The sequence below is a fragment of the Paenibacillus harenae DSM 16969 genome, assembly GCF_000422465.1.
GTDB lineage: Bacteria > Bacillota > Bacilli > Paenibacillales > Paenibacillaceae > Pristimantibacillus > Pristimantibacillus harenae.
The window spans coordinates 212,195-227,923 of record NZ_AULV01000014.1 but is presented as its reverse complement, the minus strand read 5'-3'; the positions used below and the strand labels follow the sequence as shown (position 1 = coordinate 227,923).

General features: G+C 53.9%; 13 protein-coding genes. All 13 read left to right on the top strand.

Annotated elements, in window-relative coordinates:
* Nucleotides 1-89 precede the first annotated feature (89 nt).
* The 13 genes from H581_RS0102590 to yycI all read left to right on the top strand — a co-directional run bounded on the left by H581_RS0102590 (nucleotide 90) and on the right by yycI (nucleotide 15,710).
* A complete protein-coding gene (locus H581_RS0102590) occupies nucleotides 90-1,151 on the top strand; it encodes an LCP family protein (RefSeq protein WP_028608654.1) in 1,062 nt (353 codons plus the stop codon).
* Between the two features lie 74 nt (nucleotides 1,152-1,225).
* Nucleotides 1,226-1,642 carry a CBS domain-containing protein gene (locus H581_RS0102585; protein ID WP_028608653.1) on the top strand — a complete coding sequence of 139 codons (417 nt, stop codon included), beginning with the start codon at nucleotides 1,226-1,228 and terminating at the stop codon, nucleotides 1,640-1,642.
* Nucleotides 1,643-1,738: 96 nt separating this feature from the next.
* Complete coding sequence (locus tag H581_RS0102580; protein ID WP_245599877.1) at nucleotides 1,739-2,689, top strand: DUF2232 domain-containing protein; 951 nt, start codon at nucleotides 1,739-1,741, stop codon at nucleotides 2,687-2,689.
* 18 nt (nucleotides 2,690-2,707) lie between these two features.
* Nucleotides 2,708-4,669, top strand: coding sequence for a DHH family phosphoesterase (locus H581_RS0102575; protein ID WP_028608651.1), 1,962 nt, complete (start codon nucleotides 2,708-2,710; stop codon nucleotides 4,667-4,669).
* On the top strand, nucleotides 4,666-5,109 hold the full coding sequence (gene rplI / locus H581_RS0102570; RefSeq protein ID WP_028608650.1) for a 50S ribosomal protein L9: 444 nt from the start codon (nucleotides 4,666-4,668) through the stop codon (nucleotides 5,107-5,109). Before H581_RS0102575 ends, rplI begins: the two co-directional genes overlap by 4 nt.
* Before the next feature lie 126 nt (nucleotides 5,110-5,235).
* Entirely contained in the window at nucleotides 5,236-6,600 is a 1,365-nt protein-coding gene (dnaB, locus tag H581_RS0102565) for a replicative DNA helicase (protein WP_028608649.1), read from the top strand.
* A gap of 190 nt (nucleotides 6,601-6,790) precedes the next feature.
* Nucleotides 6,791-8,077, top strand: a complete 1,287-nt coding sequence (locus H581_RS0102560; RefSeq protein WP_028608648.1) for an adenylosuccinate synthase — start codon at nucleotides 6,791-6,793, stop codon at nucleotides 8,075-8,077.
* A 184-nt stretch (nucleotides 8,078-8,261) separates the two neighbouring features.
* On the top strand, nucleotides 8,262-8,939 hold the full coding sequence (locus H581_RS0102555; RefSeq protein ID WP_028608647.1) for a hypothetical protein: 678 nt from the start codon (nucleotides 8,262-8,264) through the stop codon (nucleotides 8,937-8,939).
* Nucleotides 8,940-9,080: 141 nt separating this feature from the next.
* Nucleotides 9,081-10,655 (top strand): M23 family metallopeptidase, encoded by a 1,575-nt coding sequence (locus tag H581_RS39215; RefSeq protein ID WP_028608646.1) that lies wholly within the window; start codon nucleotides 9,081-9,083, stop codon nucleotides 10,653-10,655.
* A gap of 203 nt (nucleotides 10,656-10,858) precedes the next feature.
* Complete coding sequence (gene yycF, locus H581_RS0102545) at nucleotides 10,859-11,617, top strand: response regulator YycF (protein ID WP_028608645.1); 759 nt, start codon at nucleotides 10,859-10,861, stop codon at nucleotides 11,615-11,617.
* A 2-nt stretch (nucleotides 11,618-11,619) separates the two neighbouring features.
* The gene (gene walK / locus H581_RS0102540) at nucleotides 11,620-13,467 is read left to right on the top strand and encodes a cell wall metabolism sensor histidine kinase WalK (RefSeq protein ID WP_028608644.1); all 1,848 of its coding nucleotides are present in this window, start codon (nucleotides 11,620-11,622) and stop codon (nucleotides 13,465-13,467) included.
* Nucleotides 13,464-14,924 carry a YycH family regulatory protein gene (locus H581_RS32795; RefSeq protein WP_051250399.1) on the top strand — a complete coding sequence of 487 codons (1,461 nt, stop codon included), beginning with the start codon at nucleotides 13,464-13,466 and terminating at the stop codon, nucleotides 14,922-14,924. Before walK ends, H581_RS32795 begins: the two co-directional genes overlap by 4 nt.
* Nucleotides 14,925-14,957: 33 nt before the next feature.
* Entirely contained in the window at nucleotides 14,958-15,710 is a 753-nt protein-coding gene (yycI, locus tag H581_RS0102530) for a two-component system regulatory protein YycI (protein ID WP_028608643.1), read from the top strand.
* Nucleotides 15,711-15,729 lie beyond the last annotated feature (19 nt).

Genomic DNA, 15,729 nt, shown 5'->3' with positions numbered 1-15,729 from the left:
TAAAAGTTTTGTAACCTGTTCTGCTGAAGCTTCGTCTAAAATGAGAGGGAGTGTGTTCTAAAAAAAGCGGATAGGAGAATTCATCACATATGAATAAGCGAAAATGGTTATATACAGCTACGGTAGCTGCGGCAGTCATCGTGCTGATTACGGCCGTGTTCTTCAATCGCGGGACGCTGGCCATGCTGGGATTCGACTGGTTTCTGGAAGGGCGGATCGAGAAGAAGCTGGAGCCAACCTATAAACCGGTGGAAGGACGGGAACCCGTGCCGGTAAGCATGACGGAGAAGAAGCAGGATCCGTTCGCGGTGCTGCTGCTTGGCGTCGACCAGCGCGGCAATGAAACCGGGCGTTCGGATACGATGATCTACACGGTTGTCCGTCCGGAAGACGGGGAGCTTCTGATGGTGTCGATTCCCCGCGATACGTATGTCGAAATCGCAGGCAAGGGATACGAGGACAAAATAACGCATGCTTACGCGTTCGGCGGGGCGGGGATGGCGATGGACACCGTCGGGAAGCTGTTCGACGCGCCGATTCATCATTACGCTTCGATTAATTTCGAAGGGTTCCGCAAGGTTATCGACAAGCTGGGAGGAATCTCGCTGCCGATTGAAGAAGATATGGTGAATGACGATTACGACCATGAGAAATTTGTGATCAAGGCCGGACAGGATACGTATAATGGACGGGATACGCTTAATTACGTCCGTTACCGCGAGGATGCCGGCGGAGATATGAACCGTACGGAACGTCATCAGATTTTCCTGACTCAGTTAATGGATAAAGCGAAACAAATGAACCAATGGTCCAAAATTCCCGACCTGATCGACATTATGGGCGACAATTTCAGTACGGATATGCGTCCGCAGCAGTTGATCGATCTGGGACAAAGCATGCTGCAGGCGAACGAACGCCAAATCTACAGCCACTCGCTGCTTGGAAACGGGCGCCGGCTGAAGAGCGGCGGAGCCTGGGTTTATTTTGCCGATGAAGAGGATTTGGCGAAGGTGCAGACGATGATCAAGAGTTGGCTGGATGCGGATACGCCTGCGGCTGACTTGGTCCTGCCTGATAAGTACACGGTGAATAAGGCTAAAGATGTGCAGTCGCTGTCCAGCGCGGAGACCGATACCGAAGAGGGGCGTTGAATCTCCTGCTCTGAACCGCTGCCGCCTTCGCTTAGTGAATTGGAACGAGCAAACGGAACGGAGAGATCGGACAAATGAATATTGCGTTTTTCTTATTGCCAAAGCAAGAGGTCGTATGCTTCACGCAGGATATGACGCTTAGACAAACGCTGGAAAGAATGGAGTATCACCGCTTTACGGCCGTGCCGATTATTGACGCGGACGGGGGCTATGCGGGCACCGTCACCGAGGGCGATCTGTTATGGTATATTAAGAGGCATGCGGATCTGACACTGGAACAGACGAATAAAGTGAAGCTGACGGACGTGCCACTGCGAATGAATAATAAGACGGTCAGAATTGACGCGAATATGGATGACCTGATCTCGCTCGCGAAGGTGCAAAACTTTGTGCCGGTCGTCGATGATATGAACCGTTTTATCGGGATTGTGCGAAGAAGCGAAATAATCGATTATTGTGAGAAGATTATAATGGAGCATCAGAACGTATAAAGGTACTATTTCCATCGCGTTATGGATAAAATATGATGAAGCGGGACGGAATGAGAAAGTGGTTCCGTCTTTTTTTTATGCTATAATGGGGTGTAAATGTTTCGTAAGAAACCAGATTATGATGCGCAAGAGGTGAACGGTTTGAAGACCGGCTTGAAACCAGTGCTGTGGAGCTTTGCGGCACTTCTTTTATTATTGTCCCTTGTATTGCCGTTGTTGAACATGATTACGCTGCTGCTGCTGATGGTGCCGTATGTGGTGCTCTACACGACGCTGCCGCCTAAGTCGTTCGTGGTTCATCTCGTTCCGGTGTGGGTGCTTGCTTATTTTGTAGGCGGACCCGCAACGCTGATTATCGGCTTGTTTTTCCTCATACCGTCCGTCGTGATGGGACACTTGTATATGAAACAAGCGCCTGCCTCGAAAGTTATTCGGACCGTGGGAGTTGTTTTTCTGGCTCAATTGATGCTGGAACTGCTCGTATTCGAAGTTTTTCTGGATATCTCGCTTATACGCGAGATGAGCACGATGGTAAGAGACACGATCGATAATATGCAGGCGCAAGGGCTGCTAACGAAGGAATGGGACTCCGGATTTACCGACATTATCATCCGTACGATGGTCAATTCGATCCCGGTTACCTTCATTATGATCGCCTTCGGCTATACGGTCATTTCGCAATACCTCGTACGCAGAGCCGTCAGGTGGAGCGGCGGGCCGGATACGCCAAGATTTGCGCGCGCGAGAGATTGGCGCCTGCCGCGTATTCTTGTCATTATTTACTTAATCGCCTATGTCATAGAACTGTTCTCTTCGCCATCTAGCGAATCTTTTTTCGCGGTTGCCGTAATGAACCTGGTGCCTTTGCTTAGTTTTGTTTTCGCGTTTCAGGCTGTCGGATTTTTCTTCTTCCTCGCGCATCAGCGGGGATGGAACAAAGCGGTTCCGGTGCTTATCGCCATTCCAGTGCTTCTTTTCCCGCCGCTCAGCTTAATCGGCGTGCTGGATACCGTTTTTCCAATCCGGAAGTCATTTACGAAACCATAGCACAGGAGCGGATCGGAAATGCCGAAATTTTTGGTAACGCGTTGGCACGGCATGCATCAAATATGGGCTTTCATCTTATTGGCGCTCATGACGGTGGCACTCGCCTGGTTTGAGTGGCTGCTTGGCCTGATTGCGCTTGTTTTGACGGCCGCTTTGGGGGTTTATACCGTACTGGCTGAGCGGGCGTTCCGCAAGGATTTGAAATCTTATCTCGGGACGCTGTCGTACCGGGTGAAGAAGGCTGGAAACGATGTGATCACCGAGCTGCCGTTCGGCATCATTGTATACAATGAGGAGCGGACGGTGGAATGGCATAATCCATACATCGCGGAAGTGCTGGATCAGGAGAGCGTTATAGGCATCCCGCTGGCGGAGCTGTTTCCGACGCTGCAGCAGGTGAAGGAGCGGGACAGCGCGATTGAAGCGACAATCGGTTCGCAGGTGTACCAGCTTATTTTCAAGCAGAAGGAACGTATCCTATACGTGAAGAACATTACGGATCTCTGGCAGCTCGGCCGCAAATACGATGACGAGAGGCTCGTTCTCGGCGTTGTCATGATCGATAATCTCGAAGAGGTGTCGCAGGGACTGGACGATCATCAGCGCAGCTCGATGCTGTCGAAGGTGACGGCGGAGATTACGGAGTGGGCGCAGAAGTACCATATTTATTTGAAGAGGCTGACGAGCGACCGCTTTCTCCTTGTAACGGATCAGAAGACGCTGAAGCAGCTGGAGCATTCGCGGTTTGTCGTGCTGGATGAGGTTAGGGAAATTACCGGCGACCACAAAATACCGGTCACGCTGAGCATCGGCTTCGCGGCTGGCGCCGAGCATATTATCGAGCTGGGCCAGTGGGCGCATACGAGCCTCGATATCGCGCTGGGGCGCGGCGGCGATCAGGCGGCGGTAAAGGTAGGCAGCCGGCAGTCCTTCTACGGCGGAAAGTCCAATGCGGTGGAGAAACGGACACGCGTCAGGGCAAGGGTCGTGGCGCATGCGCTGCGCGATCTGATGCGGGAAAGCCACAATATTATTATTATGGGCCACAAGATGCCCGATATGGATGCGATCGGCGCCGCGATCGGCGTGCTGAAGGCGGCGCAGCTATTCGGCAAAGAAGCATATATCGTACTTGAAGGCGTCAATCCGGCCATTCAGAATATGATGGAGATGATCAAGGAAGACGAGAAGCTGTCGAAGCGCTTCGTGTCGCCGGAGCAGGCGCTTGCTTTGATTACGCCTCAGACGCTGGCTGTCGTCGTCGATACGCATAAAGTATCGATGGTGAAGGAGCCTAAGCTGCTGTCCATGACCGAGCGCATCGTTGTCGTCGATCATCATCGGCGCAGCGAGGAGTTTATCTCAAATGCGATTTTGATCTATATGGAGCCGTATGCTTCATCGACGTGCGAACTCGTTACGGAGCTGCTTCAATATATTCATGACCGCGTTGTGCTTGACATCAGGGAATCGACGGCGCTGCTTGCCGGCATTACCGTCGATACGAAGAGCTTCTCGCTCCGCACCGGGGCGCGCACGTTCGAGGCGGCTTCGTTCCTGCGCAGAAGCGGCGCGGACTCGATGTTGATTCAGCGGATGCTGAAGGAGGATCTCGAGGAATATGTGCGCAAGGCCGATATCATCAAGCACGCCGAAGTGCTCTATGAGCATGTGGCGATTGCGGTGACGGAAGCCGGACGCACGTATTCGCAGCTGTTGATCGCGCAATCGGCGGATACGCTGCTCAATATGACAGATATTCTCGCTTCCTTCGTCATCGCAGAGCGGTCCGACGGGCTGATCGGCGTCAGCGCCCGCTCGCTTGGCGATATGAACGTGCAGGTCGTGATGGAAAGAATGGGCGGGGGCGGACATTTGACGAATGCCGCCGCGCAGCTTGAAGGGACCGTTCAGGAGGTAGCTGAACGCCTCAAGCAGGTATTGAGCGAAATTGAATCGGAAGAGGGGTTATTCGAATGAAAGTCATCTTTTTGCAGGATGTGAAAGGGCAAGGTAAGAAAGGGCAAATCAAGGAGGTGTCCGAGGGGTATGTGCGCAATTTCTTGCTGCCGAAGGGGCTTGCCAAGCCGGCTTCCGAGGGCAACCTGAAGACGCTGGAGGTTCAGAACGCTTCCGAGCAGAAGCGCAAGGAGAAGGAAAAAGAAGACGCGGAGACGCTTGGCAAACGCCTCAATGAGCTTACGGTCGTCATAATGACCAAGGCGGGCGAAGGCGGAAGACTGTTCGGCGCGATTACGAGCAAGCAAATTGCCGAAGCGCTGGCCGCGCAGGGCATTAAGATCGATAAACGCAAGATCGAGCTGGAAGAGCCGATCCGCACGCTTGGCGTTACGCAGGTGAGCGTGAAGCTTCACCCTGAAGTGAAGGCGAAGCTGAGCGTTCAAGCGGCCGAGGAATAATAGGCGATCCAAGAAGAAGCGCCTGCCCGGCGTCCTTCCGGGAACGCAACCGTTTTGGGGTGAAAGTTAGCCTGGTCATAAGTGCCGGACTTATCATTTTTATCGTAAATATAAAAGGAGTGACCCATGAGTACAGAGCTGATGTTTGACCGTGTGCCGCCGCAGAATCTGGAAGCGGAGCAAGCCGTCATCGGAGCGGTTCTTCTGCAGACCGAAGCGCTTATCACGGCGATGGAGCGGGTGCGTAGCGAAGACTTCTACAGCGGTCCTCATCGATTAATTTTTGAAGCGATGGTCGAGATTGCCGAGGCGAACCAGCCGGTTGACCTTGTAACCTTGACCGCGCATTTGCAGGATCAGCAGGTGCTGGAGGAAATTGGCGGCGTCAGCTATTTGGCGAAGCTGGCCAATGCCGTTCCAACGGCGGCGAATGTCGATTACTACGCACAGATTGTCGAAGAGAAATCGATGCTTCGCAGATTGATCCGGACGGCTACGAACATCGTGTCCGACGGTTATGCCAATTCGGAAGATGTTGCGGTATTGCTTGGCGATGCCGAGAAGAAAATACTTGAAATCTCGAACAGGCGCTCCGGAAGCGGCTTTATCTCGATCCGCGATGTGCTGATGGAGGTATTCGAGAAGGTCGAGATGCTTTATTCGAATCGCGGAGGCGGGCCGACGGGTATTCCTTCCGGCTTCACGGACCTGGACCGGATGACTGCCGGCTTCCAGCGAAGCGATTTGATTATCGTGGCGGCCCGTCCTTCAGTAGGGAAGACGGCTTTCGCGCTGAATATCGCGCAAAATGTCGGGGTTCGGGCACGCGAGACGGTTGCCATCTTCAGTCTGGAGATGTCCGCCGCCCAGCTGGTGCAGCGTATGGTATGCGCGGAAGGAAATGTCGACGCGCAGCGGATGCGGACAGGCAGTCTGGAAGGCGACGACTGGGAGAAGCTGACGATGGCGATCGGCGCCTTGTCGGAGTCCGAGGTTTATATTGACGATACGCCGGGCATTACCGTCGCGGAGATTCGCTCGAAATGCCGCCGCCTTAAGAAAGAGCGCGGACTGGGCATGATTCTCATCGACTACCTGCAGCTGATATCCGGCCGCGGCAAAGCGGGCGAGAACAGACAGCAGGAAGTATCGGAAATATCGCGTACGCTGAAGCATATTGCGCGTGAGCTTGAGGTTCCGGTTATTGCGCTGTCGCAGCTCAGCCGGGGCGTCGAGCAGCGTCAGGACAAGCGTCCGATGATGTCCGACCTTCGGGAATCCGGCTCGATCGAGCAGGATGCCGACATCGTAGCGTTCCTGTACCGGGACGATTACTACGATAAAGAATCGGAGAAGAAAAATATTATCGAAATCATTATAGCTAAACAGCGTAACGGACCGGTTGGCACGGTGGAGCTGGCGTTCTTGAAGCAATTCAATAAATTCGTCAGTTTGGACCGTTCCCACGAGGAACCGCAGCACGCATCTTGAATTCCCGAACAATTGCAGGGGTGACTATGCAATTGTTCGTTTTTCGTTTGACTTCTCTATGTGGGACTGCTACACTAATAATGCTGTCTTTTGACACTTGTTACGGCGGTCCTCACTTGGAGGCTATACCGCGTTAACGCGTCGAGACGGTAATTTTCGGTGTTCATAAACACCGGACGGGGGTATGATTATGTCTACGGTAGTTGTGGTTGGTACGCAGTGGGGAGACGAAGGGAAAGGCAAAATCACTGATTACTTGGCAGAGGGAGCCGACGTCGTCGCTCGTTACCAAGGAGGAAACAATGCCGGACACACGATCCTTATCGATAACAAAAAATATAAATTAACGATGATTCCATCGGGGATCTTCAATCATAATAAAACTTGCGTCATCGGCAACGGCATGGTAATTAATCCGGAAGCGCTGATCGACGAAATTAACTATATTCATGACAACGGCTTCTCGACGGACAATCTTAAAATCAGCGATCGCGCTCATGTCATCATGCCGTATCACCTTGTGCTTGACGCATTGGAAGAAGACCGCAAGGGCGTTAACAAAATCGGCACGACGCGCAAAGGCATCGGTCCTTGCTACATGGACAAAGCGGCCCGCAACGGCATCCGGATCGCGGATCTGATGGACGCGGAGGAATTCGAAGCGCGCGTGCGCAGCATCGTCGTAGAGAAGAATCAACTGATCGAGCAGGTATACGGCAGCGAGCCGCTTGACGCTGACCAAATCGTGCGCGATTACCTGGGTTACGCGGAAGTGCTCCGTCCTTATGTGACCGATACGTCGGTCGTTCTGAACGACGCAATCGATGCGGGGCAGAAGGTATTGTTCGAAGGCGCGCAAGGCGTCATGCTGGACATCGATCAAGGCACGTATCCGTTCGTTACGTCCTCCAACCCTTCGGCTGGCGGGGTATGTATCGGTTCCGGCGTAGGTCCTTCGAAGATCCAGCAGGTTATCGGCGTTGCGAAAGCATACACGACACGTGTCGGCGACGGTCCGTTCCCGACCGAGCAGAATAATGAAATTGGCCAACTGATCCGCGACAAGGGTCACGAATACGGCACGGTAACCGGACGTCCGCGCCGCGTCGGCTGGTTCGATACGGTTGTTGTCCGCCATGCCCGCCGCGTCAGCGGCATCACGGGCTTGTCGCTTAACTCGCTGGACGTGCTGACGGGTCTTGAGACGGTGAAAATCTGCACGGGCTACAAGCTGCGCGGCGAAGTGATCGAGACCTATCCGGCAAGCCTCAAGCTCGTATCCGAATGCGAAGCGGTCTATGAGGAGCTTCCCGGCTGGTCGGAAGACATCTCGAATGCGAAGACGCTTGCCGATCTGCCGGAGAATACGCGCAATTACGTGAACCGCGTATCCGAACTGACAGGCATTCCGATCGCGATCTTCTCGGTCGGCCGCAACCGCGAGCAGACGAATCCCGTTCGTCCGATCTACGAATAGCATGGAGGAAGGATGGCCTGCTGCCATCCTTCTTTTTGTTTCAGCGCGAACGACCATATCATTTACAAATAGAGTAAATGGAATGTTCAGCGTAATTGTTGACCATAATGATAGGTAACGGATCATGGAAAACAATAGCCGATAGAATATCGGTCGGCTGCTGAACGAAGGGAATGGTGTTCGCGTGTTAAAAAAGATCGGATGGTTGAGTAAGCTGGTTGCCGCGGCTCTCCTATTGAGCTTCTTGTCGATATGGACAACCGGATATATCGTTACTAGTTACGTAGATACGTTATTGAAGCAATATAACCTGCCGCTGGAGGTGCCGCCGATGGCGATGTCGGGCGTGTGGGGCAAGCTGTGGGGCGCAGACCCGCTGCTCGATACGGATACAGCGGACAAGGAAGGTACGGATACGGACACATCCGGCGAGGATACGGCGCAGAAGGAGCAGGAGGCGGAAGATGATGGCGGGCAGCCGCCGGAATCGGTTGACGCCTTCGGTGAAATGGATGAACCGCCGCTTACGGACATCGGTATAGGCGGAGGGCCCAGGGCGAACGGCGGAGCTGAGACGGAAGGCGAAGCCGAGCAAGAGGGATCGGCCGGCATAGACGGCACGGAAACGGCAATTACAACGGATGATTTATCAGATGTGAAGGAGCAGATGACCGATGAGGACAAGACGGAGCTGTTCGAACTATTGATGGATAAGCTGCCTCAGGAATCATTGCAAACCATCTCGCAATTTGTCGAAAATGGTCTAACGGAACAGGAGCTGACAGACATTCAACAGATCATGGCGCAGCATCTCGACAAGACGGAATACGAACAAATGATGGCTATTCTGAAAAAATATTAATATTTTGAACGGAGTGTAAAGGTTGCCCCCATTGTTGGGGGTATGTTAAAGTATTAGGCGGGTCATCCAACGGGATAATTCGCCTTTTTTTATTGTCGGAAACCCGAATAATAGTAGCATAAGCGCGAAAAGGAGACAATCATGACCGATTTCAGGGACAAGGGTCGGATTAAGAAAGCATGGGATCAAGCGACCCAGTACTTTCGACATGGCCGGCCGCAGCACTTGAATGGCAAGAGTAAGCAGCAAGCCGTAAGCGATCAGGCATCCAAGCCGTTTTGGCGGAAGAAGCCGGTACTGCTGACGGGCGGGGCGCTCGTACTCCTCACAGTAGCAGGATTTAGCGGATTGCAATATGTTAAAGCAAACACAGTTGAATTTTATCATGTATATATGAATGGATCGGCTGTCGGGACCGTAAGCAATCCTGACGAAGTTGAGCAGCTTGTTCTACTGGAAACCGAGGAAGTCCAGCAGTCTAACCCTAATGTGAATATGATTCTTGATACAGGAACGATTACATACGAAAACGACAGCGGCTTCAAAGCACAGCCGGAAACAACGGCAACGCTGCAGAAGCTCGAAAGCATGTTCGCCTCCCATGCGGAGGGCGTCGAGGTGAAGGTAGACGGCAAGGTAATCGGAATTGTAAAGGATCAACAGACGGCGGATGAGATTCTGCTCCGCGTACAAAGCAAGTTCGCGCCGAAGCTGGCGGCATCGAAGAAGCAAGAGAAAGAGGTCAGATCGCTCGCTTTCAGCGCGGAAGAAGCGGAAGCGGCGACGGCAGCGCCGGAGGCGCCTTCGAAGGAGCCGGGCCGAGAGGTAACCGAGGTTCATTTCGTCGAGACCGTTCTGACGGAGACCGTCGACGCCGACCCTGAGCAGATCAAGGAAGCGGAAGCGATCTACAAGATGCTCGTTCAGGGCAGCATCCAGCCTACGAAATATACGGTACAAGAAGGGGATTGCATCGGTTGTATCGCACAGAAGTTCGATATATCGCCGCAAGTCATTTACGATAACAACCCCTGGATTGAGGATGATAAGCTTACGATCGGCGATGTGCTCGACCTTACGGTGCTTCAGCCGGAGCTGACGGTGAAGACCGTCGAGAGCCTGATCGAGATTGAAGACATCGCGCCTCCGGTCGAAGTGAAGCAGAATGCCAGCATGCGGGTAGGCGAATCGAAGACGATATCCGAAGGAACGCCGGGCTCCAAACGGATGACGTACCGGATCGTGAAGCAGAACGGTTTCGTTGTGAGCGAAGAGCTGCTCACGAAGGAAATTATCAAGGAAGCGACACCGAAAATTGTCGAGCGCGGCACGAAGGTTGTACTAGGCGAAGGCTCCGGCAATTTCGCAATGCCGGTATCGGGCTCCAGGCTGACAAGCAAGTTCGGCCAGCGCTGGGGACGCATGCATAACGGCATCGACCTGACAGGCAACAAAAACATTCTTGCATCCGATACGGGCAAGGTGACGTTCGTCGGGACGAAGGAAGGTCTCGGCAAGACGATTATCATTGACCATAAGAACGGCTATGAAACGGTCTACGGTCACCTAAGCTCCTACAAGGTCAGCACGGGCGATATCGTAGAGAAGGGCCAGAAGATCGGCATTATGGGCAGCACGGGAAATTCCACCGGCGTCCACCTGCACTTTGAGGTTCATAAAGACGGCGTCATACAAAATCCGTTAAAGTACTTATAATTTATATCTTACAAGGCTGTTAAGCAAAAGGAGAATCACGCTCGCGTCTCGCGGGAGGGTTCTCTTTTTTTTATTGAAGGCGGACTTAGGCGGGCGTAGGAAAAACCTTGCATACATGAGGGAAGTTTCATTGTGAACTGGGCGCCGACGTGTGTTAAAATAAGAGGTATTACAATATGGACAAGCGACGGGCGGGTGTAGCGATGCACGGAAAAATATTAGTGGTCGATGACGAACAGCCGATTGCAGATATATTAAAATTTAATTTGGAGAAAGAGGGCCATCAGGTGATCTGCGCCTTTGACGGCGGAGAAGCGGTGAGGCTTGCTTTCGAGGAACAGCCGGATTTGATTCTGCTCGATCTGATGCTGCCGGTGAAGGACGGCATGGACGTATGCCGCGAGGTGCGGACGAAGCTGCATATGCCGATTATTATGCTCACGGCGAAGGATACGGAGATTGATAAGGTGCTTGGGCTTGAGCTTGGCGCGGATGATTACGTAACGAAGCCGTTCAGCACAAGGGAGCTGCTGGCTCGCGTGAAAGCGCATTTGCGCAGGCAGCAGAAGCAGCCGGTCGTCACCTCGGGGCTGAGCGGAGCCGAGCAAGGAAACGGAACGGACGTTCAGGCAGCGGAGCAGCAGGGCCTGAAGCTGTTTAACCTATTTATTGATACGGATATGTATGTCGTGTATAAGGACGGAGATCCTCTCGATCTGACCCATCGGGAATACGAGCTGGTCTATTACATGGCCCGCAACAGCGGGAAGGTGATGACGCGCGAGCATTTGCTGCAGGCGGTATGGGGCTTCGAATATTTCGGCGATGTGCGGACGGTCGATGTCACCATTCGCCGGCTGCGCGAGAAGATCGAGGATGATCCGAGCCGTCCGGAGTATATTATGACCCGGCGCGGCCTCGGTTATATGATGCGCAACGCGAAATCCGGAGGCTTCGGTTAAGGATGAAGGGAAAGAGCTTCTTCCATACGATCCAGGTCAAGCTCGTCATCATTTATTTGCTGCTCATCCTGGTTGCCATGCAATTGATCGGCGTTTATTTTATCAGCACGGTCAAGAACTCGCTGAATGACAGCTTCACGAATAACCTGAAGGAGCAGGCCGATATTTTGTCGAAATTCGCAGCGCCAAGTCTGGCGGCGAAGCCTGATCCGGAAGGCGATTCGACCGAGAGCACGACGGAGGATCTCAGCCTGGTCGTGCGCAACCTGTTCAGCATCAGCGGCGCCGAGGTGCAGGTGCTCGATTCGAACGGCAAGGTAGTCGCAACCTCGCTGCAGGGCCATCAATCGTATATCGGCAAGAAGAATAAGTCGCTTGCCGTGAGCCGGGCGCTTCAGAACATCTCGGATAACGAAGAGGAAATCATAGATGAAGACAATACGCGCAAGAAAATGATCGCGCAGCCGGTTACGCTGAACGACAAGGTTGTCGGGGCGGTGTATGTCGTCGCTTCGATGAACGAGCTGTACGATACCGTCAACCGGGTGAATCAGATTTTTTTCTCGGGAACGCTGATCGCGTTAGGCTTAACCGGCGTGCTGGGCATTTTGCTGGCGCATACGATTACGAGCCCGATTCAGGGACTGACGAAGCAGGCGGAGGCCGTGGCCGAAGGGAAGTTCGATCTGCAGGTGCCGGTGCTAGGGGATGACGAGATCGGCAGGCTGAGCATGGCCTTCAATGATATGACCCACCGGTTGAAGGATGCGCTCTCCGTCAACGAGGAGGAGAACGAGAAGCTCGCCTCGATTCTGTCGAATATGAGCGACGGCGTCGTCGCGGCGGACGAGCATGGCAAGGTCATCGTCTGGAACCGCCGGGCGCTGGAGCTGCTCGACGTGCGGACCTGCGAAGGAAGCGAGCTGACCGAGCTGTTCGATCTGTCCGAGCAGAGGCTGCAGGAGCTGCAGCAGGGCCGCGGCCAGACGATCATTATCGATCGCGAACCGGATGAGGAAGAGGCGGTTGACGACAGTGAAGGGGTTCTGCGCGTAACGTTCACGCCGGTTCATCGCCGCGACATAGGAATAACCGGCACGATTGCGGTTCTGCAGGACGTAACCGAGCAGGAAAGGCTCGAGCAATCCCGCCGCGAATTCGTTGCGAATGTATCCCATGAGCTGCGTACCCCGCTGACGACGATCAAGAGCTACGCGGAGGCGCTGAATGACGGGGCGCTTGAGGAGCGGGAGCTGTCCGAGCGGTTTGTCGGCGTCATTCGCAATGAAACCGAGCGGATGATCCGGCTCGTAACGGATCTGCTCCATCTGTCGCGGCTTGATTCGAACCAAGCGCCGCTTCGGCGGAGGCAGACCAATCTGCATGATATGCTCGATGAGGTCGCAGACCGCTTCTCGTTCCAGCTCAGGCAGAAATCGATTAAAGCCGCGGTTCGAGTCGATCGCGGGCTTAAGACCGCCTGGCTTGACCGCGACCAAATCGATCAGGTGCTCGACAATCTGTTCTCGAACGCGATTAAATATACGCTGGACGGGGGCACGATCGAGCTGGCGGCGAAGATGCAGTCTCAATCGGGAATGCTGGCGATCAGCGTGAAGGATAACGGCATCGGGATTCCGAAGAAGGATTTGAACCGCATCTTCGACCGGTTCTACCGGGTAGATAAGGCGCGCTCGCGAAATATGGGCGGTACGGGCTTAGGCTTGTCGATTGCCCGGGAAATTGTGAAGGCGCATGGCGGCACGATTTCGCTGCATTCCGAGCTGAACGAGGGAACGACGGTTACGTTCACCCTACCGCTGCTTCAGGAAGGGGGTGAGCCGGCATGATAGAGAAGGCGAAGACGACGGTGCTTATTGTGCTCGTAGCGCTCAGCCTGCTTCAGAGCTATTTGCTGGCTTACAGCATGCCGGGGCTTGGAGCGACCGTCAGAAGCGATCAGGATTACGTGAATGCGGAGCCGATGGGCCCGGCGGCGAGCGTGGAGAGCGTTATTTTTCCGGAGGAGCTTATTATCCATCTGGGTGACAACAAGCATACGGTCATCTACCCGGGCACGCAGTTCTATGAGATGATCCTCAATCAGCGTATTCAGGGCAGGGAGTTCAAGGGCTTCCAGCGAAGTCCTTCAAATGTGCTGAATTGGGAAGAAATCCGCAGAAACGATATCGGGATCGAGCTCCGTTTCAACAACGGGATTCCCGTTGAGCTGATGCAGAAGCTGCTGAAGCTGGAGGGAGACCTGTTGTTCCTGAATGAAACGATTGACCGGATCTGGATTTTCAAAACAAGCGATACGGAAGAAGTAAGAACCTTCTTCTTCAGCGCGGACGGACAAATGGTCTATGAGTCGGTACGCGCGGACTTAACGGTTCGGGATGTGCAGGATTATGTCGGTTTCGGGCAATTCCAGCCGAAATACACGATGACGGCGGATGGGCTGTATATTCCGGACAGCCCGATCCAAACGACGGAGATCGTTTTTCCGTACGAGGTGTATTCCCCCGATCTCATGCAGCGCAGCTTGTTCTTCGATCCGAACACGACAAGGGCGTTCGAGGACCGGAGCGGGTCGCAGATTTTTACGGACGGCAAGAAGGGCTTGCAGGTCGAGCAGAACGGGAATTGGATCAGCTATACCGATCCCGCCGCGCCGCAAAGCGTGGAAAATCTGCTCAGCGATAACGTATATGCTTCGGTGAGTTTCGTAAATCAGCACGGGGGCTGGGACGGCGTTCACCGGTTCGTGAATCAGGCGGGCGAGGGCGAAGGGAAGTATATCCGGTTCAAGCAGTACGTGGAGCAATATCCCGTGATCGAAACCCCGCCGTTCCGTTATGGCTATATGCGGTTAACCGTGCAGCAGGGGGTTGTGACCGAGTATGCGAGATCGCTGATTACGCTGGACCCGCAGTCGGAGTCGCGCTCCATACGCTGGCTGCCCGGCGGGGAGACGCTGCTGGACCGTCTGCAAAATTACGCAAGACGGGGCGAGGTGACTGCCTTGTTCCCGGCGCTGCAAGCCTTGCCGGTCGATGAGAAGATGGTCCGGTTCACGCCGGTGTGGGCCGTTCGTCTTACGGACGGTACGGAAGCTGCGCTGACGGATGCTTTCCCTTTCGGTTATGAGCCTCCTGAGGAAACGAAAGAGGATACGGCGGCGAATGGCGCGTCAGGGAATACGGAACAGGAAACGGCGCAATCGGAGATGACGGATGAAGTGAAGCTGCTTGGAGCCGTCGGCGCGAATAAGCTGGGCATTCAACCGCCGGGAAGCGGAAGATAGCCAGATAAGCAGGATGGATGGAGGTGAAGGCGCGTGGATTGGGGACGAGCAAAAAGTGTGTTGATCATTTCGTTTTTGCTGCTCAATATTTTGCTGGGTTATCAGCTGTGGCTTGATATTAGGGAGCAGCTGAATGTGAATGTGAACACGGCGGAGCTGCCGCAGGACAAAGTGCAGCTCATGCAGCAGAAGCGGATCTCGCTTGAAGCCAATCTGCCGCTGGAAACGCCGAAGCTTGGCGATCTGACTTATTTGCTCCAGTCCGACAGCCGCAAGAAAGCAGAGCCGGTTACGCTGGATACTCCGGTAGACACTAAGCTCATTTATAATAAATCCGAGCTAGTCAAAGCGCTTGGAAGCCGTATTCCGCAGCTGGACCAGTATTCCTTCGACCTGCTGAGCAGCAGCGACGGCAGGTTCGTTCTGCACCGGATGGTCGAAGGCCATCCGATGTTCGATGTAAAGCTGAGGCTGTATTACAACGGCAGCCAGAAGATCGTCGCTTATCAGCAGGATCTTGTGGAGCTGCAGACCATTGGCGAAGAGAAGCAGGTGCTGCCCGCAACGAAGGTTGTAGGAAGTTTGATCGAAACCTATTTGCCGGACGGAGCGGTCATTACGGATATTCAGCTGGGCTATCACGGTCAAATATTTGATTCCGAGGAGCAGGTATCGGCGCCGTCTTGGCGCGTCCTGTTGGAAAACGGACCTCCCTATTACGTTCATGCGATCAGCGGGGAAGTTGCAACGGATGAAGTGAAAGAGGAAACGGCGGCGAACGGTTAAACGGGAGCGGGAGAAGGGG